The organism is Pyruvatibacter sp. HU-CL02332 (assembly GCF_040362765.1).
Taxonomy (GTDB): Bacteria; Pseudomonadota; Alphaproteobacteria; order CGMCC-115125; family CGMCC-115125; genus Pyruvatibacter.
In genome coordinates this window covers 736,895-753,705 of sequence record NZ_BAABWK010000002.1, presented here as the reverse complement: position 1 = coordinate 753,705, position 16,811 = coordinate 736,895, and the positions used below count along the sequence as shown (strand labels likewise).

The following is a 16,811-nucleotide window of genomic DNA, read 5'->3' as shown; positions in this document are numbered from 1 at the left end:
CTCGAGACGGTTCCAAGTACTAGCGGTTCAATCCAGAACCAGTGATACAGCTCGCGGTTTGGTTTGTATCTGCTCAGCTAAGGATTGTATGTGATATAATCAGTATAAAGAATAAATCATAAAGCTGTCTGTGGTGATGATTTCATTGGTGGCAGAGACAAGTACGCTCAGGTCGCCGTCACTGCTGTCACAACCGTCATTGACGTGCTCTCGATTATACTCCCAGCTCCAGAATCTATGGAGTGGTTGTTGCGTCAGCCGGAGTTGCGAACGTACTTTCAGAAACGCTAAAGGACACCCTCTGCTTTTGCTCTCTCCAATATCCCTACAAGGACTTCACTTTGTTTTTCGGACGGAATTTTTTGTGGAATCTGTTCGGCAACTCTTAAGATTCCAATCTCTTTCTCAGACAAAAACCGTTTCCCGATTCCTGCTTGCCTGATTTTGCTCCACTTCTGAGCTGGTACCTCAAGCACTCTTCTCTGAGCGTCAATACCGTCATCAATCTGTTGCGTTTTCTTGGCCCGCTTTTGCTCAGCTTTTTGCTCATCAATGCCGACAAGGGTTTTGAAGAAGCGTGAGCCGACATCGCTCTCCAGCTGGTCAATCTGTCCTTGTATCCGGTCCCAGCAGGAATCCTTTTTGCACCATTCAGAAACGTGCGACATGCCCTGAGGTGGTTGTGAGATGTCATCGTTGACGAACTTGGCGGCCTTGCGCAAAGCCTCTGCAAGTTCCTCATAGACCTCCTGAGTGTTCCAGCACCTCTGAAAGTCGACGGTCTGATCGGTCCGCTTGCAGAGCTCGTTGATCGCCGCGATTGTGTAGGCCACGATGTTGGCGCGGAAACCACCGTTGTACCAAGGCTCTCCGGAGACCATCTTCTCCGTCCACCTGAAAATAATCGCACGAGCAATAGCGCGTCTGAAGTAGAGTTCGTTGAAGTCACCCTGATTTTTGGTCCAAGTTTTGCCTATACGCGCCGCATAGCGAGCGAAGTTCTTCTGGGCGCCGAGGTTGACCCACTTGGGATGATCGTCCCAGACATTTTCAAACTTTGCGATACTAGTCTTGTCGATCATCTGCGGCTTCGGATACTCAGCCTTAAAGCGCTTCTGCTCACCCGGTGTCAGCTTGGACTGTGCGTCGGCGTACTGCCCTCTGGCCCGCTCATAGAACCACTTGGTTTCACGCATGGCACCACTAGGGGCCGGTGCCCAGATGCGGCGTGAGAATTCTTCCATCCGAACATGGAAGGGGTGGTTGGAAAAGAAGTCGGCTGCGTTCACGCGATTCTGAGTATTGGCGTACTCCGAAATTCTGGGAACAACGATCTCACTGTCTTCGGGACTGATGACCGAGAGCTTCATCTGAACAAACACACCATCCAATGCTACCTTGTCACGCCTCTTTGTATGAAAGAGCGAGGCCGTGGTCTGTCCGCCGTTCACGATCTGAAGGTCCTTGATCCGAACGATTTGCAGTCCTTCGTCGCTTTGCTCTACCTCTACCTCCTGAGCTGTGGCGGTGATACCGTTGTTGTAGGCAAAGAACATCCCAGGCTCATTTAGTATCGTCGTGCGGATACCTTTGTTCACTTTGCCTCGTGCCTGAAGGAAAGAGCGCACATTTTGTTCGAGAAGGCGTGCTCCGTGCTTGCCGTACAGTGCAGCAAGCACCTCCCCGGGGATAACTATGAGGTATGACTGATAGGCGCCGGAGCCGAGGTGTGCTGGCAGGCTGTTCAACCCACTTCCAAATTCTTCCTTGAAGTTGATATCCAGCGCTTCTTTGTGACCGCGGGAGCTACGCTGGCGTTGCAGGCGAGAGACGTCCCAGATGTGATATGTCGCCTCGACATCGCAGACCTGCCGACTCTCAATGTTCTGCGTGCGGTCGCTCAGCGTGCGCTCGGATACCAAGAAAAAATTGACCTTGCGAACGAAAGCCTTGCGATCCGATATTTGTCGGGACAGTCCGTACTCCGGAGTGGTTTCATCAAGGTCATCGAAGAACCGCTTTGAGAGGCTTGCTTCGAAGAATTTCTCCACTCTTTTGAAAGCAGCATTCACATCTGTCTGCGTCAGCGATTGGAGCTCATCGCGACTGTCAAAGTCTGCAACGAACAGATCAAGTGTGCCTTCATCATTGAACCAGTATCCGTCAACACGCATTCCTCGCTGTGCTCTGTAGTGGCAGGCCTCGAAGCCCTCGATGAATCCGGTTTCGATCAACTCCGTTGAGAAGACCTCCATGAATTCGGAGAGCTGGAATGCTCCGTGAGCCTCAGCCCCTGCCATAAGCTCCTGACGAAAATCATGGAAAAATTCGGGAGTTGTCTGTTCCATCAGCTCGCCAATATTTCATTCTGGCTACACTCGAACTTCGAAATATTTTCCAACTGGAGACTGTACTTTACATCAACAACGCCGACTGCGAGTTCTGATCTCACCAGCCGAGGAAAGTCATCGGCTACACGATAAGCGTTTGAAGAGTTTACGAGAAACCTCGGGGTGTCGTACTCCCGCATCTCCACATATCCGTACGTCGCCAGTTTTCTCCAGTAGTCTTCGATTGCTTCGGCGTCACTCAATTCATGCCCTACAACCGAAACCAGTTTGTTGAGTGACTGGCTGGGTGTTCCTTCAGGCGCCTCAGTGAGGTGGTATACATTGAGAAAGAGGTGCTCTGAGACCGTCTCCAGCTGATCTTCTGAAGAGACGCGCACTATGCTCCGATCCCGACCACTGATCGATTTCACCTCGACTGCTGTATCGCCAAAGATGAAGTCCTGATGTACACGGTCAGGACCGCACCACGCTTCAACCGCTTGAGCATCGGAAAGGTGCTTATCCTTGAGAAGACGCAGGAAGCACAGCTCCGAAAAAAGGCCTCGTACCTCTTCCGCCGATAGTACCCGCGTTCGCTTTCCCGCAAGGAAAGCCTTCCAACGCTGGATGTGGTTCAGGGCTACAGCTAAGGCTGCAGCAGGATCAGAAATACCATCGAGATTCCCGATCAGCGTTTGGCACAGGCCGAGGAAAAGATCGCGATCAACGTGTTTTTCGAGCGTAAGGATCAGTCCCTGTTTACCGGGTTCCGGAAGCTGACGCAGATCGACTTCTATACCGTTCACGGTGGTTGCGTTCTTTCGGAACTGCTCTGTGTGGTCGCCCTCAAGTTGAACTATGAACAGACAATGCCCGTGCGTGTCTTTCCCCCAGCACAGGGTAACGTCGCCTGGGGCCGTCACATATCGAACAGTATAGTCACTGCCCGGGGTCTTCATTTCATCCCATGGCGCTCTGCTACTCGTCATAATCTTCCTCTTCGTCGGGTGTGTCGAATGATCCACCCTGCATGCGTTCGATCCACACCTGGTTTGCAACAACTTCAACTTCGGTTTGATAGTGGCCTGGCGGGAAGCTGAGGCCGAACGCGGGCACACGCGCATCGGCATCCTTCCCGACCGGTCCAAGAACATGGAGCATTAATAAAGGCTTCTTGCGTGCTGACCGGAAATGGAAGTCCGATGGTCTCTTGTCCTCGCCAGCCTCGCGGGCAAGCTCCGCTGCTTCATCCTTTTGCGGATCGGACAGCCCGAGTTTCTCATCTCCACGGCTGGCTACGCGATCCTTGCTCATTCGCCATGCATCACCATCGCGCCGGGCACTGGTACGTTCCTGAGTTCCGAGCAGGTGTTTGTTCGCGTCCTCACCTGTTGCAGAAATCGAAATCAGCAGGACATCTCCGGCATCGTATTTGTCTGAAATGGCACGAAGGTAACTCAGTGCAGCAGCCTTGCGATCTGCAAAATCGGGGTGACTACGAAACTTAGTGAGGAATTCTTCGATCTCCGAAAGCCTTGCATCTCTTGCAAGCCAGCCCTTGCCGGTTTCTTCCAAAGCGGCACGGCCGAAATTCTTTTTCCAGTACTCAGCTATCAGAGCCTCATTCTCTTGATTGATTTCCTTGTCGAACGGCAGGAGATAGCTTTCAACAATTCGCCCGCTGAGGTTCTGGTTTACTATGATCTTCTCGCCAGCTTGCATCTTGTTGGCGGCAGTAATGAGCAACCGGTCAGGATGAGCCTTCACATAAAGGCCGAACTGTTTCGGACTCATTCTGTCGCGTCGCATTCTCTTGATCTGCTGTCGGAGCTCTTCTGAAGCTTCTGCGATGTGGCCATACCAGTTGATGGAATCCGGAGACAAATGGACCCGGCACACATCTTCAAAATCGGGTCTATAGCCAAACCAGCGTCCCATCTGCATAAGCGTGTCGTACATGCGCGTATTGCGGTACATGTAGCTCACAGTAAGGCCTTCGATGGTCAGGCCACGCGAGAGGCTCAGTCCGCCAATAGCTATAGCGGTAAGGCTGTTTCCGTCACGTTCGTACTTCTTGTAATCGAGTGCTTCATCGGACTTACTGTTGACGACAAATATACGAAGATTGTCGAAGACATCGTTCAGGGCGACTTTGATGTCGGACCATGTGAACCCGCAATCAGAGAACTCTTTATCAAGGCACGCCTTCAATGAAATCATGACTTCATTCTTTTGCGATATCGAATTCGGCATCGCATAATTTGCTTTCACAGCCTCTCTGACTTTCTTTTCATAAAGGCTCACGAAACTTCGAACAGTATTCTGGGTCGCTACAAATCTTGATACGTTGATCATCATTGAGCAGTGTTTGTTAACCTGTCCTCTCAGATTGCGGATGGCTCTTGCAACAATGAACTGATCAATAGACTCGTAAAGGCTGGGCGGGAGCTCCGGGACCGAGTCATCTTTCTTATGCGAAAAAGGAAGGTAGTCTTCGCAATCCCGGATCGGCCTCACAGTCCTTGCGCTACTGATATCATCTAGGAACACTTTATCCGGCCCGAAGTAGGTATTTGGCGCATCGAGGCTGACAATGAAGTCACGCGGAAACAGCTCCTCATAGGCTTCCTCATCGTAGGAGTCCGGATTGATGAAGATGTTAGCAAATGGTGTGGCTGTGTAGCCCACATAGCATGACTTCGCGAACAGTCCGAGAATCTTCCGAAGCATTGCATTCGTCTTTGTAGGATCGAGTTCGGGCTTATTGGTATTGATCGAGGCATTGTCGGCCTCGTCGTCGATCATCAGCATTGGAACATCAGAAATCACGCCATCCGCCTGCGCATTCATCTCCTTGAGCCATACATGGAGAGCTTTCAGTGTGCTGACGTTTTTCTTGATGACGAGTACAGTCGGCTTATTCAGGTCGTTGATTTTCCATCCGCTCTGGTTGGCTGTCCTCTTGCTGAAGTCATCCTTGATGTTTGTGAGCGTGGCAGGATGCGGGTAGCCGCGGGTCAGGCCGACGCCAACACTCTTGCGGTCTTCCGGATCGCTTGAGCGTCCAACGAAACCCTCGTCGATGCGTTCCTGGGTCTGCTTTCTCAGGTTGTTGTGAATACCTGCGATAACAATAATGAACTTGTATCCGGCGTCAGCAGCCTTTGCGATTACGCCCATGTAGTTCGCGGTCTTGCCTGATTGCACGTGCCCAATAACAAGGCCGCGACGATCCCACTTTCCGTCGCTCGTCGGGTCCTGCAAATGACCAAGAATCTTAGTTCCCACGTCACTCAAGGAGCGCACAACAGTTGGATGCATCTGTTCCTTTTTCAGATACTCCTCGTATGCATCAGAATATGTCCACGCGATGTCTTCACGCTTATAAACCCACTCATCGTCATGGTCAGCTTCAACATCGACGAGGGAAACACCAGCACCCATACTTGAGTCTGCGGCGATGAGTGCATCTTCGACGACGGATTCCAGCGGGCCGTCATATCCAAATGCAGCGGCCAGCTGCTTTGCTCGCTCCCCAACTTCCTCGCGCGTTGGCGTGTCAGGTAGCAGCGACAGTGCTGAAATAAGCGCACTTGTGAAGTTCTTCTGACTTTCGACCTTATTGAAATTCATTTCTTCAGCTCTTCTGCAATGTATTCTTCTGCGGCATCTTCGAAACCATCGAAGAACCTTGTCGAACGCATGACTTCTCTCAAGCTCTGGACGTCAACTTCGCCATTTCCAAAAAGGCATTCCTTTAAAGCGCTGAGGCGCTCATTGATCTCTTCCTGCGTGGTTTCGTTCTGATGGATATCGCGCGGATGGGTCGAGAAATCCGAATAGATCATTTCTACGGGGAGTGATGATGAAATTGCTTCGATGAGCATCGTAAGGCGGCGATCATTCTCATCCCTTAGTTCTGAGCGAAGCGCCTCGATCAACGGATGCTCCTTGTTCAGCGCATACCGTATGTTTCCCTTATCAGCATATCGCTCCCAGACAGGCGCTTTGATCTCATCGAAGAGCTTCTTTCCTCTGCCGCGATGCACTGTTGTGCTGCGTGTTGAGACCTTATCGATTATCTGACGCAGCCGGTCTCTGACTGGAGTTGGAGGGCGCGCTCGGGATTTCTTAATGTCGATCGTCCACATCTCATCAAGACAATTGGGGAAGTCGATCTGTACTCGGGCAAGCTTTGTGGCTTCACCCTTGGGAACAAGTCGGAACCAGTCGCCCCAGGCCATGAGCCGTCCGCCGCGGTACACATAGGTCCCCTGGTTTGAGATGAAGTCGCTGCGGTCCTGATAGAAGTCGTATTCTTTTGCAGTCAATTTGTTGTGGTGAGGAAGGATGTAGGGCTGCATGTGAACAGCTACTCCATCAATTCGGACAACCTCTTTTGGCAGCATCTGTGTAGCTGAATTCTTCCGACAGAATGGATCGAAGGGTTCAATCGGATGACCATTAATTGAAAGTGAGAGTTTCTTTCGGCCTTGCACTTCGCCACTTAGAAACCTGTGAAACACCAGCGAAAGGTGTCTCTCGACAACATCGAGCTTCTCATTAACGATCTCGTTGCGCTTGTCTCCGGTCTCATCTTCGAACAAGCGATCAAGGTTCCGCCAAATTACTGCGGTTCCCTCGCCCATGATCTTATCGAGAAAGGGGAGTTCTTCGATGTCTTCGGGATCAAGTATTGTGATCAGCCAGTCGTCTTTCTTGTGAACTGTTTCGAGGTTCCATTCCGCCGCGTGTAGTCCGTCGCCTTGGTTGCTGACGACAGTGAGCCTTTCACACTGTGAGAACGACGCGGTCTTAAGTCCCAGTCCGAAACGGCCCAAGTCCTTAGGTGAACGGGTTTCTGAAGGGTTTTTTGAGCCATGGCGCAGAGCATTTATTATACCTGCTTCATCCATGCCGTGACCGTTGTCGATGATCCCAAGCGTTGGTTTTTGTTGGGTCAGATCACAAAGTATCTCGACCTTGGTCGCTTCCGCAGAAATGCTGTTGTCGATGAGATCGGCAATTGCGGTTTCGAGTGAGTAACCAAGGTCGCGCATTGACGAGGACAATGAAGCAGCACTTGGTGGCAGATGGTGCTCTCTAGCCATTACAGCCCTCATTAAGCTGTCTACCCAGACCTTCGACGAAACCGACCGGATTCTTCTGCAGCTCGCATTCCCAGACGACGATTACACTCCAACCAAGCTTGATGAGTTCAGCTGTTTTTCTCTCATCTCGCCGGACGGTTTCATTGAATTTCTTCTGCCAAAATGCGGTGTTCGTTTTGGGTGTTGTTGCTTGGGGACAGCCCCTGTGTCGGTGCCAGTAGCAGCCGTTCACGAAGATCACCGCCCTGTATCTTGCCATGACGATATCGGGCTTTCCCGGGAGCCGCTTGTCGTGAAGTCGATAGCGGAAACCCGCGCGGTGAAGAAGCAACCTAAGAATTAGTTCTGGCTTGGTGTCCTTGCTCCGGATGCGGGACATGTTCCAACTTCGGTGTTCTTTCGAGATCCGGTCGGCCATCATGTGATTTTTCCGGCTCTGTCCAGAACATTCGCGATAACCGCAGCGATCTGCTTCGCCAAATATGCTGGAACAGCATTGCCAACCTGATGGTATTGCGCAGTTCTTGGGCCTTCGAATTTGTAGTTGTCGGGAAAAGTCTGAAGCCGTGCGGCTTCTCTAACTGTAAGGCTTCTGCACTGCCTAGGATCATAGTGAATAAAGTAATGGCCGTCTTTCGAGATATGAGACGTGATAGTAGTCGATACGCCATCCGGCATCTGAACACGAAATCGATCCGCGAACATTTTGCCATTTCGACCCTGGTCTACATTCCTATGATCCGGCAGGAGCTTTGACGGAAAGTCACCGAGTTTGGGGCTGCGAGCTGTAACTTCTGCGAACGTAGCAGCGAATGCGTAACGCTGTAGATCTGAGCTCATGTGTGAGCGAGCCTCGTGGCCCGTTAGAACACCAAGTCGCCGATCAGTGAGCATCGCAATGGACGGATGGTTGGTGGATCTTGGCGATACGTACTTCGATGATGATCGCCCGCCAGTTGTGTATCCGCTTTCGGCCAACTCATTTATCCGCTGGACAATATCCTTAGCAAAGGGTGAGCCGTTGAGTTGTCTCTCGAGCCCCATTTTCGAAAGCTCATCAATAGCCTTGCTCCACAACTCATAACTGTCCTTCTGGCGCGACAGTCCGCTTCGAACCTCAGGTAGGTCTGAAATCGTCTCGCTAACTGTTGGTGCCGTGTGCAGTCTAAGTGCCTCAGGCCGGACGTCGATGTCAGAACGTATGCCGACTATGAACATCCTATGTCGCGCCTGGGGAACGCCGTACTTTTCTGCTCGAACAAGAAATTGACTTGGTTCGAGCTCAGCATTTGGAACGTCAGGTTGAGAGAGCGAATAGAGATTGTATCGAAGACCATGGCCGCGGCGACTGAGTGCTGAGACTGGTTGTGCAAGATCTTCAAGAATACGATCAATCATGAGTTCGCCCTGCACTCGAGCGGAAAGAAGGCCTTTAACGTTCTCCATAACAAACACCGGTGGTCGGTGATCGGCTATGATCTGAAGGTACTCCCTATAAAGGAAGTGACGTTCATCATGTTGGAAGCGGGGGTCGGCTTGCATTCGCGAACGGCCAACAAGAGAGTAAGCTTGGCATGGTGGCCCCCCAACAAGGACCCAGTCTTTTCTCTTGGAGAGTGCAATATTGATTAGATTACTCACCCTCTTGCGGGTATCAGGCCCAAGTGAAAGTTTGACGGCACTGCTTGTCGCAGCGTCGGCTGCTTTTGGATGGCGAATAAACAGCTCTTCGCGGTCGATTCGATTGCTCAAATAGTCATAGTAGTCTTCGGGCGCTTCGCCTTCGGGAAAATGCCTGAAAAAATGACGTAATAGCAGCGTGCTATGCGCATGTTCATCTCTTTCTATTGATATTGCTGTCTTGAAACGGCGCAACTTTTCTTCATCGCCAAGCGCGGCAAAGCCCTCACCGAGGCCTCCCGGCCCGGCGAAAACGTCAATTATTGGATATGAGACCTTCTTAGCCCCTGAATTCTTTATCATTATTTCTTGTCAGAGCTGGTCGTAATTTTGCGGCCTTCATTGCGATCAGCTGCCTTTATCTACACTGGAATACTTGCTTCCTTAATTCTATCAACATTGCATGCAATTACTACAGGCGTACAGCGTCCTTTTATGTTATTTGCTCTGACGATGCAGTGTTGAAGCAGCCGCGTCTAGCGCAGGCATCCCGGTTTGCCGCCGCTCACCCAAGTTTCTCTATTATGCGGGCTAGTTCCAAATGCGTATAGCGGAACAGCATGCGTGGATCCCTGTGACCGCTGATTGCAGCAATCTCCGGAATACTCAGGCCCATCTCCGCAAACCGGCTGATGGCTTCATGTCTCAGATCATGAAACCGCAGGTCCTCAATCCCAGAACGCTTTGTGGCCCGTCGCCACGACAGCTTCACGGCATTGGCAGAGACCGGGAACAAAGCACCTTCATGTTTCTCCACGCGTGACTGGATAATCTCGCGGGCAACTGGGCTCAGCGGAACATGACGGTCATGCCCATTCTTTGTGTCCCGCAACAAAACCATTGTGTGATCCGGACCAATATCAGAGACGGCAATCTTGAGAAGTTCCCCGCGTCTCATTGCGGTTGCTATAGCAAGTTTTACCAGGGGCAGAAGCCACTCATTCCTTGCCTGTGCGCACGCATCAAGTAGACGGCCTTCCTCGTCTCCAGTGAGGCGTCTTGTACGCGCATTCCGGATGGTTGGCTTTCGTATGCCCTCGATTGGGTTTTCCGGAATGACCCAGCCCCATTCCTGTCGTGCAATCCGGATGGCGTGCTGTATCAACCAGAGCTCGCGACAGAGTGTGGCAGCGCTCACTTCCTTGAGTCTTTCGTCCCTGTACAGAGCAAATGGTTCTGGTCTCAGGGCTGACAACTGGAGTTTCGCGAGGTCGCTTCGCATCAGTTTGCCAAGTACATAGGATTCGGGCCCGGCTCCCTTCCGGGCGGGAGTAACACGGTCGCGGTAGATCTCAAGAAGGTGCCCAAGACTGTGACTGCTTGGCCTGAGTGTCTCGAGCTCTCCCCGATCAAGTCTAGTCTCGGCAGCGCGTGCCCATGCCCTGGCATCCTTCAGTGTGCTGAATGTCTTTGACAGGGTGGGTGAATTCTGACGGCGGACCTGAACCTGCCATCGGTTGTTGCGTTGTCTGATTGTGGCCACGGTGAACCTCGCTGTGACACAGGTGTGACAGCATCGATTTTCTGAGGTTCCGGGTCAGGCTTTCCAAGGGTCGAGACAAAGATTTATCAATTAAATCAATGACTTAAGTCTTGAAAAATGGTGGGCGCGGCTGGGATTGAACCAGCGACCCCTGCGGTGTGAACACAGTGCTCTCCCACTGAGCTACGCGCCCGGTATTCAACATTTTCTTGTGTAACGGAGACTGAGCAAATCGCTCGACCCGACCGCAGGGAAGGGCGTTCTAGATTTGTGGTCAGGCAAAGTCAAGCAAGGCAATTCACCCCCTTATTGGGCTGATTGCAGTTCGGCCAGAAGACTGTCCAGTGCGGGCAGGAATTCGTCATAGTGATCGATTAGACGGTCCGCGCCCATTTCAGCCGGGGGAACGTCCGTATAGCCGAAAGAGACGGCGATTGATCCGACGCCAGCGTTCTTAGCAGCATCAATGTCAAACGGACTGTCACCCACCATGACAGTGGAGGCGCGATCTCCCTTAAGCCGCGACACAGCTTCAAAGATGGGAGTGGGGTCCGGTTTGCGTACCGGCAGGGTGTCGCCACCAATCAGGACCGGGAAGAATCTATCAAGACCAAGCAACTTGATGACTTCGAGCGATAGTCCCTCAACTTTGTTGGTCACAACGCCGAGTTTGTAACCGCGCTGCTCCAGGGTTTCGAGGCCTGTGACAAGGCCATCAAATATTTGCGTGTGATCAGCGAGATGATCTCCATAGTAGTCGAGAAACTCTTCAAACAGCTGATCCAGAAGTTCTTCGCTGGCTGGTTCGCCGGTGTATGTAAATCCCCGCTCCATGATTTTTCGCGCGCCGCCGCCGACCATTTCACGGACCCGCTCATGGGGAACACGGGCCCGCCCGTGCTTTGCCAGAACCACATTCATGGTTTCTGTCAGGTCCAGCGCTGTATCCGCCAGGGTGCCATCGAGATCGAAGAGAATTGTTGGTGTAACTGTCATGGTCTGCATGTGCCATGACAGTGACCACTAGGCAATGTGGATGTGGCGTGGCCTTTTACCGCGCCGGACTCCAATACGTTCAGTCAGCAGACCATTTGCCAGCCCCGGCGACGGCTTTGTTGAGCACATCAATTGCGCCAGCAGCCACCTTGCGCTCCCAGTCACCCCGCTGCGGTGCGTAGTTTTCACGAATTTCCTGCAGATATCCCGGCGCCTCGGGTCCATCCAGACCACCCACAAAGCGCATCCACCGCTCCACCATTGGGACCCGCATGACATACCGCACGTCCGAGCGCGATTTTGCTGAGCAAAATTCTACGACCGCGCCCGTGACGTTTGCGTGGTCCTTCAGCAGTTGCTCCAGTCCCCAGAAGACAATGCCGTGGCGTGTCGGGCGCCGTGATCCCCATTGTTTTTCTACATTGGCAGGCATGAGGGCGTCTTGGCCCCACCATAAGCCGGCTCGCTTGTGAGCGGCGCTGGTCGGTTCACTGAAACAAAGAAAAATGGTTTCACCGTTGCCGACAGGCCCGGAATGAAAGTCGACATAGGCAACTTTTTTAGCATGGCCAAGATAGGTTGCCACGATGTGCTGGAGCTGTTGCGTGGACCATGAAAGGGACGTTCCGCCGAAGTGATATCCATCCGCATGAGTGTATTGCCCGCGGCTGATTGCATCTTCCAGCGCCCATTGCCCGTGCTGCTCGACGAACCGTCCTCCGGCATCAAGCATCGCGTCCACACTGCTCGCCGACAGGTCATCGGGGCATAGAACCGCATGTATCTGTTCGTAGAGCGGATTTGCGGGATGGGGCCTCGAATGATCGAGCCAGTTGCGGTTGATGTCGATGTTGTCCTCAGTGCCCCGCAAACCGTAGGCAAAACCCCAAGGGTTGACCCCATGCACCATGAGGACCGCGAGATCTTGCGGCAGGTTCTGTGGTGCCGCGCTGTTCAACCAGGCGATCTGCGCTGCTGACCCTGCATACCCCTCCGCACCATGAACGCCGCTGAGACAAAGCAGTACAGTGGACGCGTCCTCGGGCCCCAGCCAGCCAATATCAATAGCCAGTGTTTCGCCCGCCGGGCCGCTGAGCGGATGCTCAATGGCCGTAACGCGAGCAAATGCGTTGGTAGCCGCAAGTAGAAACTTCTCGCGCGCCTCGTGGTAGCTGCCGGAAAATGGAGAAGCGGCAGGACTCACAACAGATTTCTCACTTGGGTTTTACGTGGGTGGAGAGGTGACGAGGCAGCTTACTTTTCAGATGCATTATCAGCGCCGGGTAGTGGATTCGCCAAGAGTCGATTTAAAGCTGGTGGACAAGTCGACGGTTGGCTTTGCACCGGGGGGCTTCAACCGGTAGAAACGCAGTCAACAGCAAGTACCTGGCCGTTGTCCGGTTCAGGACACTATGGGGAGACAGGGCATGGCAGACGCGCCGACAGGCCTTAAAGATGAAGGCCTTTTTCGCCAGGATGCTTACATCAATGGCGAATGGTGCCGCCATGAGGCGGGCTCCGTCACAGACGTCACAAATCCTGCAAATGGCGACCTTGTGGCTCAGGTCCCGAATCTGGGGCGAGCAGAAGCAACCAGCTCGGTTGAAGCGGCACAGACGGCTTTTGTCCTATGGTCCAAGCGCACCGCCAAGGAACGCTCCCAGGTTGTCCGCCGCTGGTTCGACCTGATGACAGAGCATGAAGATGATCTTGCGCTGCTGTTGACGCTCGAACAGGGCAAGCCGCTGCCCGAAGCGCTGGCTGAGATACGCTATGGCGCAGCCTTTACCGAGTTCTACGCTGAGGAAGCAAAGCGCGTTTATGGCGACACCGTGCCGACACATTTTGGCGACCGGCGTATCGTGGTTGCCAAGCAGCCCATTGGTGTGGTGGCGGCCATCACGCCATGGAATTTTCCCAATGCAATGATCCTGCGCAAAGTCGCACCGGCATTGGCTGCTGGCTGCACGGTCGTATGCAAACCCGCTCCTCAAACGCCGTTGTCGGCTTTGGCGCTGTGTGAGTTGGCAGAGCGCGCAGGCATTCCCAAAGGGTGCTTCAACGTGGTCACCGGCAATGAAGTAGAGATTGGTGGTGTTTACACGTCCCATGATGATGTGAGGGTTGTGACCTTCACGGGCTCGACCGCGGTCGGAAAACTGCTCATGGAGCAGTCTGCCCGTACAGTGAAAAAGACATCAATGGAGCTTGGCGGCAACGCGCCGTTTATCGTTTTTGACGACGCTGATATTGATCGCGCGGTGGAAGGGGCCATCGCCTCAAAGTATCGAAACACCGGCCAGACCTGCGTGTGCACGAACCGTATTCTGGTGCAAAACTCTGTATACGCCGTATTTACCCAAAAATTGTCTGCCGCCGTCGCCAAGCTCAAAGTTGGTCATGGCACTGAAGACGGATCCCAGATCGGGCCGCTGATAGACAAGGCGGCTCTGGAGAAAGTTGAAGGGCACGTCTCCGACGCGTTGGAAAAAGGCGCAAAAATTGGAACCGGCGGCAATCGCCACGCCCTCGGCGGCACATTCTACGAGCCGACGGTTCTTATTGATGCGGAAGCCAACATGCGCATCGCCAACGAGGAGACATTTGGACCCGTAGCACCTGTTTTCCGGTTCCGGTCGGAGGATGAAGCAATCGAGATGGCCAACAACACCAACTATGGCCTGGCGGCTTATGTGTACTCCCGCGACGTTGGTCGTTGCTGGCGAGTAGGTGAAGCATTGGAGTTTGGGATTGTTGGCATCAATGAAGCCTTGCTGTCCGTCGAGGTAGCCCCCTTTGGCGGCGTGAAAGAATCCGGTATTGGCCGGGAAGGCGGCAAATGGGGTATCGAGGAATTTCTCGAACCCAAATACATGACCTTTGGTGGTCTTGATGGAGAGAACAGCTGATGGGCGACATACATCTTTCGCAGGACGATCAAAAGCGCATCGCCGCAGAGGCAGCTCTGGCCTATGTGAAGGACGGCATGAAAGTCGGTCTTGGCACGGGGTCAACGGCGGCACACTTCGTCACCGCCCTGGGCCGGAAGGCAAAGGAGGAAGGGTTGTCACTCTCATGCGTCCCGACCTCTGAAGCGACAGCAGCGCAGGCAGCGGATGTGGGCCTTAAGGTCGTGACCCTCGATGATGAGCCACATCTTGATGTGACGGTCGATGGCGCAGATGAACTGGACAAGCACCTGACCCTCATAAAGGGAGGTGGCGGGGCTTTGCTGCGCGAAAAGATCGTGGCCTTTGCTTCTACTCAAATGATCGTCATTGCGGATGAGAGCAAGGTCGTCCCTGTGCTTGGCAATTTCCCGCTGCCTGTTGAGGTGGTGCCGTTCGGTGCCCAGACCACTGGCACCCGCATTCTTGAATCGGGCAAACTGTTTGGGTGCGAGGGTGCGATCTCAATGCGAACGGATGAGTTCGGCGAACCTTTTTGCACCGACAGCAACAACTTCATCTTTGACTGGGCGCTGGGTGAAATTCCCGATCCCAAGGGTCTTGGTCACTATCTGGCACGGTTGCCCGGCGTCGTAGAGCATGGCCTGTTTCTGGGCATTGCCCATGCAGCCCTTGTCGGCAAGGCCGACGGCACTGTTGAGACGCTGCGCAGTTAGGTTGTCGGCCCCTCATCAAGCTATCGTGAAAACACCTTGGGAACCGGACGTGCCGGTGCCATCTAGGGCGCATACGAACAAGAAAGGCCGGCATTATGGCTGACTATGATTATGACCTTTTCACCATCGGCGCCGGTTCCGGCGGCGTGCGGGCCTCTCGTATGGCCGCCTCTCACGGCGCCAAGGTGGCCGTGGCCGAAGAATACCGCGTCGGCGGCACATGCGTTATCCGTGGCTGCGTGCCCAAGAAGCTGTTTGTCTATGCAAGTCACGTTCTTGAAGACATCGAAGATGCTGAAGGCTTTGGCTGGACCGTCGAAGGCGCGAAGTTTGACTGGAAGACCTTGATTGCCAACAAGGACAAAGAGATCGATAGGCTGAATGGGATTTACATTCGCAACCTTGCAGGCTCGGATGTGGAAATCATCGAAGACCGGGCGATCATCAAGGATAAACACACGATCCACCTGGTGAACCAGAACCGTGATGTAACCGCGAAGGTCATTCTCATCGCGACCGGGGCTACGCCCAATATCCACGAAGTGCCAGGCCACGAGCTTGCCATTACTTCAAACGAAGCATTCCACCTTGATGAGTTGCCCAAGCGGGTTGTTGTCGCGGGCGGCGGATACATCTCCGTTGAGTTCGCGGGCATTTTCAACGGTCTGGGCTCCGACACAACGCTGGTTTATCGCGGCGAAGAAATCCTGCGTGGCTTTGACGATGATCTGCGCACGCATCTGCATGCCGAGATGGATAAGAAGGGCGTCGACATTCGCACCGGGGTTGTCTTTGAACGGATTGACAAGACCGATGATGGCCTGGCTGTCACCTTGAGCGATGGATCCGTCATCAACACCGATGCGGTGATGTTCGCGATTGGACGTAACCCGAACAGCAAGGGCCTGGGTCTGGAAAATGCCGGGGTCGAGTTCGAGCCCAACGGCACGATCAAGGTCGATGCCTATTCAAAGACAAATGTGGACAATATCTATGCGGTTGGTGATGTAACCAACCGCGCCAACCTGACACCGGTTGCCATTCGTGAAGGTGCAGCGTTCGCAGAGACAGTGTTCAACAACAATCCTGTTGCGGTGGATCACTCCTGCATTCCCACGGCAGTATTTTCTACCCCTGAAATTGGCACCGTCGGCATCAGTGAAGAAATGGCGCGCCAGCAGTTTGGCCGGGTCGATATCTACAAATCGACCTTCCGTGCCATGAAACACACGCTGTCTGGCCGCGATGAGAAGACAATGATGAAAATCATCGTCGACCCGGCATCTGACCGGGTCCTGGGTGTCCATATGATCGGGCCGGCATCCGGTGAGATCATTCAGGCGGTGGGTATTGCAGTCCAGATGGGCGCAACAAAAGCTCAGTTTGATGCAACAGTTGCCGTGCATCCAACAGCTGCCGAAGAACTTGTGACCATGAAAACGCCCGAGCCTCAGCCTGAGGCTGTAGCAGCCGAATAAGAGGCTGGGCTCAGGTGTTAACCACCCATGCCAGGGCAGGGGTGGAATCAGCCGCCGGTCGGGCGTATATAGACGCCTCGTCCCCGGGTCCCTGATGCACAAAATTTG

Annotated in this window: 12 protein-coding genes and 1 tRNA gene; 3 read left to right on the top strand and 10 right to left on the bottom strand. The window is 53.4% G+C overall.

The window, feature by feature from the left end; all coding sequences use genetic code 11:
* Nucleotides 1-287: 287 nt before the first annotated feature.
* From ABXH05_RS14205 to ABXH05_RS14160, 10 genes are all read right to left on the bottom strand, one after another.
* Nucleotides 288-2,348 carry an AIPR family protein gene (locus ABXH05_RS14205; protein WP_353561655.1) on the bottom strand — a complete coding sequence of 687 codons (2,061 nt, stop codon included), beginning with the start codon at nt 2,346-2,348 and terminating at the stop codon, nt 288-290.
* Entirely contained in the window at nt 2,348-3,319 is a 972-nt protein-coding gene (locus ABXH05_RS14200; RefSeq protein WP_353561653.1) for a PD-(D/E)XK motif protein, read from the bottom strand. Before ABXH05_RS14200 ends, ABXH05_RS14205 begins: the two co-directional genes overlap by 1 nt.
* A complete protein-coding gene (locus tag ABXH05_RS14195) occupies nt 3,309-5,963 on the bottom strand; it encodes a Z1 domain-containing protein (RefSeq protein ID WP_353561651.1) in 2,655 nt (884 codons plus the stop codon). The genes ABXH05_RS14200 and ABXH05_RS14195 overlap by 11 nt, the downstream gene beginning before the upstream one ends.
* Complete coding sequence (locus tag ABXH05_RS14190) at nt 5,960-7,441, bottom strand: ATP-binding protein (RefSeq protein WP_353561649.1); 1,482 nt, start codon at nt 7,439-7,441, stop codon at nt 5,960-5,962. Before ABXH05_RS14190 ends, ABXH05_RS14195 begins: the two co-directional genes overlap by 4 nt.
* Nucleotides 7,434-7,862 carry a very short patch repair endonuclease gene (locus tag ABXH05_RS14185; RefSeq protein ID WP_353561647.1) on the bottom strand — a complete coding sequence of 143 codons (429 nt, stop codon included), beginning with the start codon at nt 7,860-7,862 and terminating at the stop codon, nt 7,434-7,436. Before ABXH05_RS14185 ends, ABXH05_RS14190 begins: the two co-directional genes overlap by 8 nt.
* Nucleotides 7,859-9,424, bottom strand: coding sequence for a DNA cytosine methyltransferase (locus ABXH05_RS14180; RefSeq protein WP_353561645.1), 1,566 nt, complete (start codon nt 9,422-9,424; stop codon nt 7,859-7,861). Before ABXH05_RS14180 ends, ABXH05_RS14185 begins: the two co-directional genes overlap by 4 nt.
* A 202-nt stretch (nt 9,425-9,626) precedes the next feature.
* Nucleotides 9,627-10,343 (bottom strand): site-specific integrase, encoded by a 717-nt coding sequence (locus ABXH05_RS14175; RefSeq protein WP_353561644.1) that lies wholly within the window; start codon nt 10,341-10,343, stop codon nt 9,627-9,629.
* 379 nt (nt 10,344-10,722) lie between these two features.
* Nucleotides 10,723-10,797: transfer RNA gene (locus tag ABXH05_RS14170), tRNA-Val, on the bottom strand.
* Nucleotides 10,798-10,910: 113 nt separating this feature from the next.
* Entirely contained in the window at nt 10,911-11,600 is a 690-nt protein-coding gene (gph, locus tag ABXH05_RS14165; protein ID WP_353561642.1) for a phosphoglycolate phosphatase, read from the bottom strand.
* 79 nt (nt 11,601-11,679) lie between these two features.
* Nucleotides 11,680-12,804: a M14 family metallopeptidase gene (locus ABXH05_RS14160; protein WP_353561640.1), complete on the bottom strand. Its 1,125-nt coding sequence runs from the start codon at nt 12,802-12,804 to the stop codon at nt 11,680-11,682.
* A gap of 223 nt (nt 12,805-13,027) precedes the next feature.
* On the opposite strand from ABXH05_RS14160, the gene ABXH05_RS14155 reads away from it, so the two are divergent.
* From ABXH05_RS14155 to gor, 3 genes are all read left to right on the top strand, one after another.
* Nucleotides 13,028-14,509, top strand: coding sequence for an NAD-dependent succinate-semialdehyde dehydrogenase (locus ABXH05_RS14155; protein WP_353561638.1), 1,482 nt, complete (start codon nt 13,028-13,030; stop codon nt 14,507-14,509).
* Nucleotides 14,509-15,225, top strand: a complete 717-nt coding sequence (gene rpiA, locus ABXH05_RS14150; protein ID WP_348139728.1) for a ribose-5-phosphate isomerase RpiA — start codon at nt 14,509-14,511, stop codon at nt 15,223-15,225. Before ABXH05_RS14155 ends, rpiA begins: the two co-directional genes overlap by 1 nt.
* A gap of 95 nt (nt 15,226-15,320) precedes the next feature.
* Entirely contained in the window at nt 15,321-16,703 is a 1,383-nt protein-coding gene (gene gor / locus ABXH05_RS14145) for a glutathione-disulfide reductase (protein ID WP_353561636.1), read from the top strand.
* Nucleotides 16,704-16,811: the final 108 nt, after the last annotated feature.

Coding starts and splice junctions, on each gene's coding strand:
- ABXH05_RS14205 (WP_353561655.1), bottom strand. CDS start 2,348: ATGGAACAGACAACTCCCGAATTTTTCCATGATTTTCGTCAGGAGCTT.
- gph (WP_353561642.1), bottom strand. CDS start 11,600: ATGACAGTTACACCAACAATTCTCTTCGATCTCGATGGCACCCTGGCG.
- ABXH05_RS14180 (WP_353561645.1), bottom strand. CDS start 9,424: ATGATAAAGAATTCAGGGGCTAAGAAGGTCTCATATCCAATAATTGAC.
- ABXH05_RS14195 (WP_353561651.1), bottom strand. CDS start 5,963: ATGAATTTCAATAAGGTCGAAAGTCAGAAGAACTTCACAAGTGCGCTT.
- ABXH05_RS14175 (WP_353561644.1), bottom strand. CDS start 10,343: ATGCGAAGCGACCTCGCGAAACTCCAGTTGTCAGCCCTGAGACCAGAA.
- ABXH05_RS14155 (WP_353561638.1), top strand. CDS start 13,028: ATGGCAGACGCGCCGACAGGCCTTAAAGATGAAGGCCTTTTTCGCCAG.
- gor (WP_353561636.1), top strand. CDS start 15,321: ATGGCTGACTATGATTATGACCTTTTCACCATCGGCGCCGGTTCCGGC.
- ABXH05_RS14190 (WP_353561649.1), bottom strand. CDS start 7,441: ATGGCTAGAGAGCACCATCTGCCACCAAGTGCTGCTTCATTGTCCTCG.
- ABXH05_RS14185 (WP_353561647.1), bottom strand. CDS start 7,862: ATGATGGCCGACCGGATCTCGAAAGAACACCGAAGTTGGAACATGTCC.
- rpiA (WP_348139728.1), top strand. CDS start 14,509: ATGGGCGACATACATCTTTCGCAGGACGATCAAAAGCGCATCGCCGCA.
- ABXH05_RS14200 (WP_353561653.1), bottom strand. CDS start 3,319: ATGACGAGTAGCAGAGCGCCATGGGATGAAATGAAGACCCCGGGCAGT.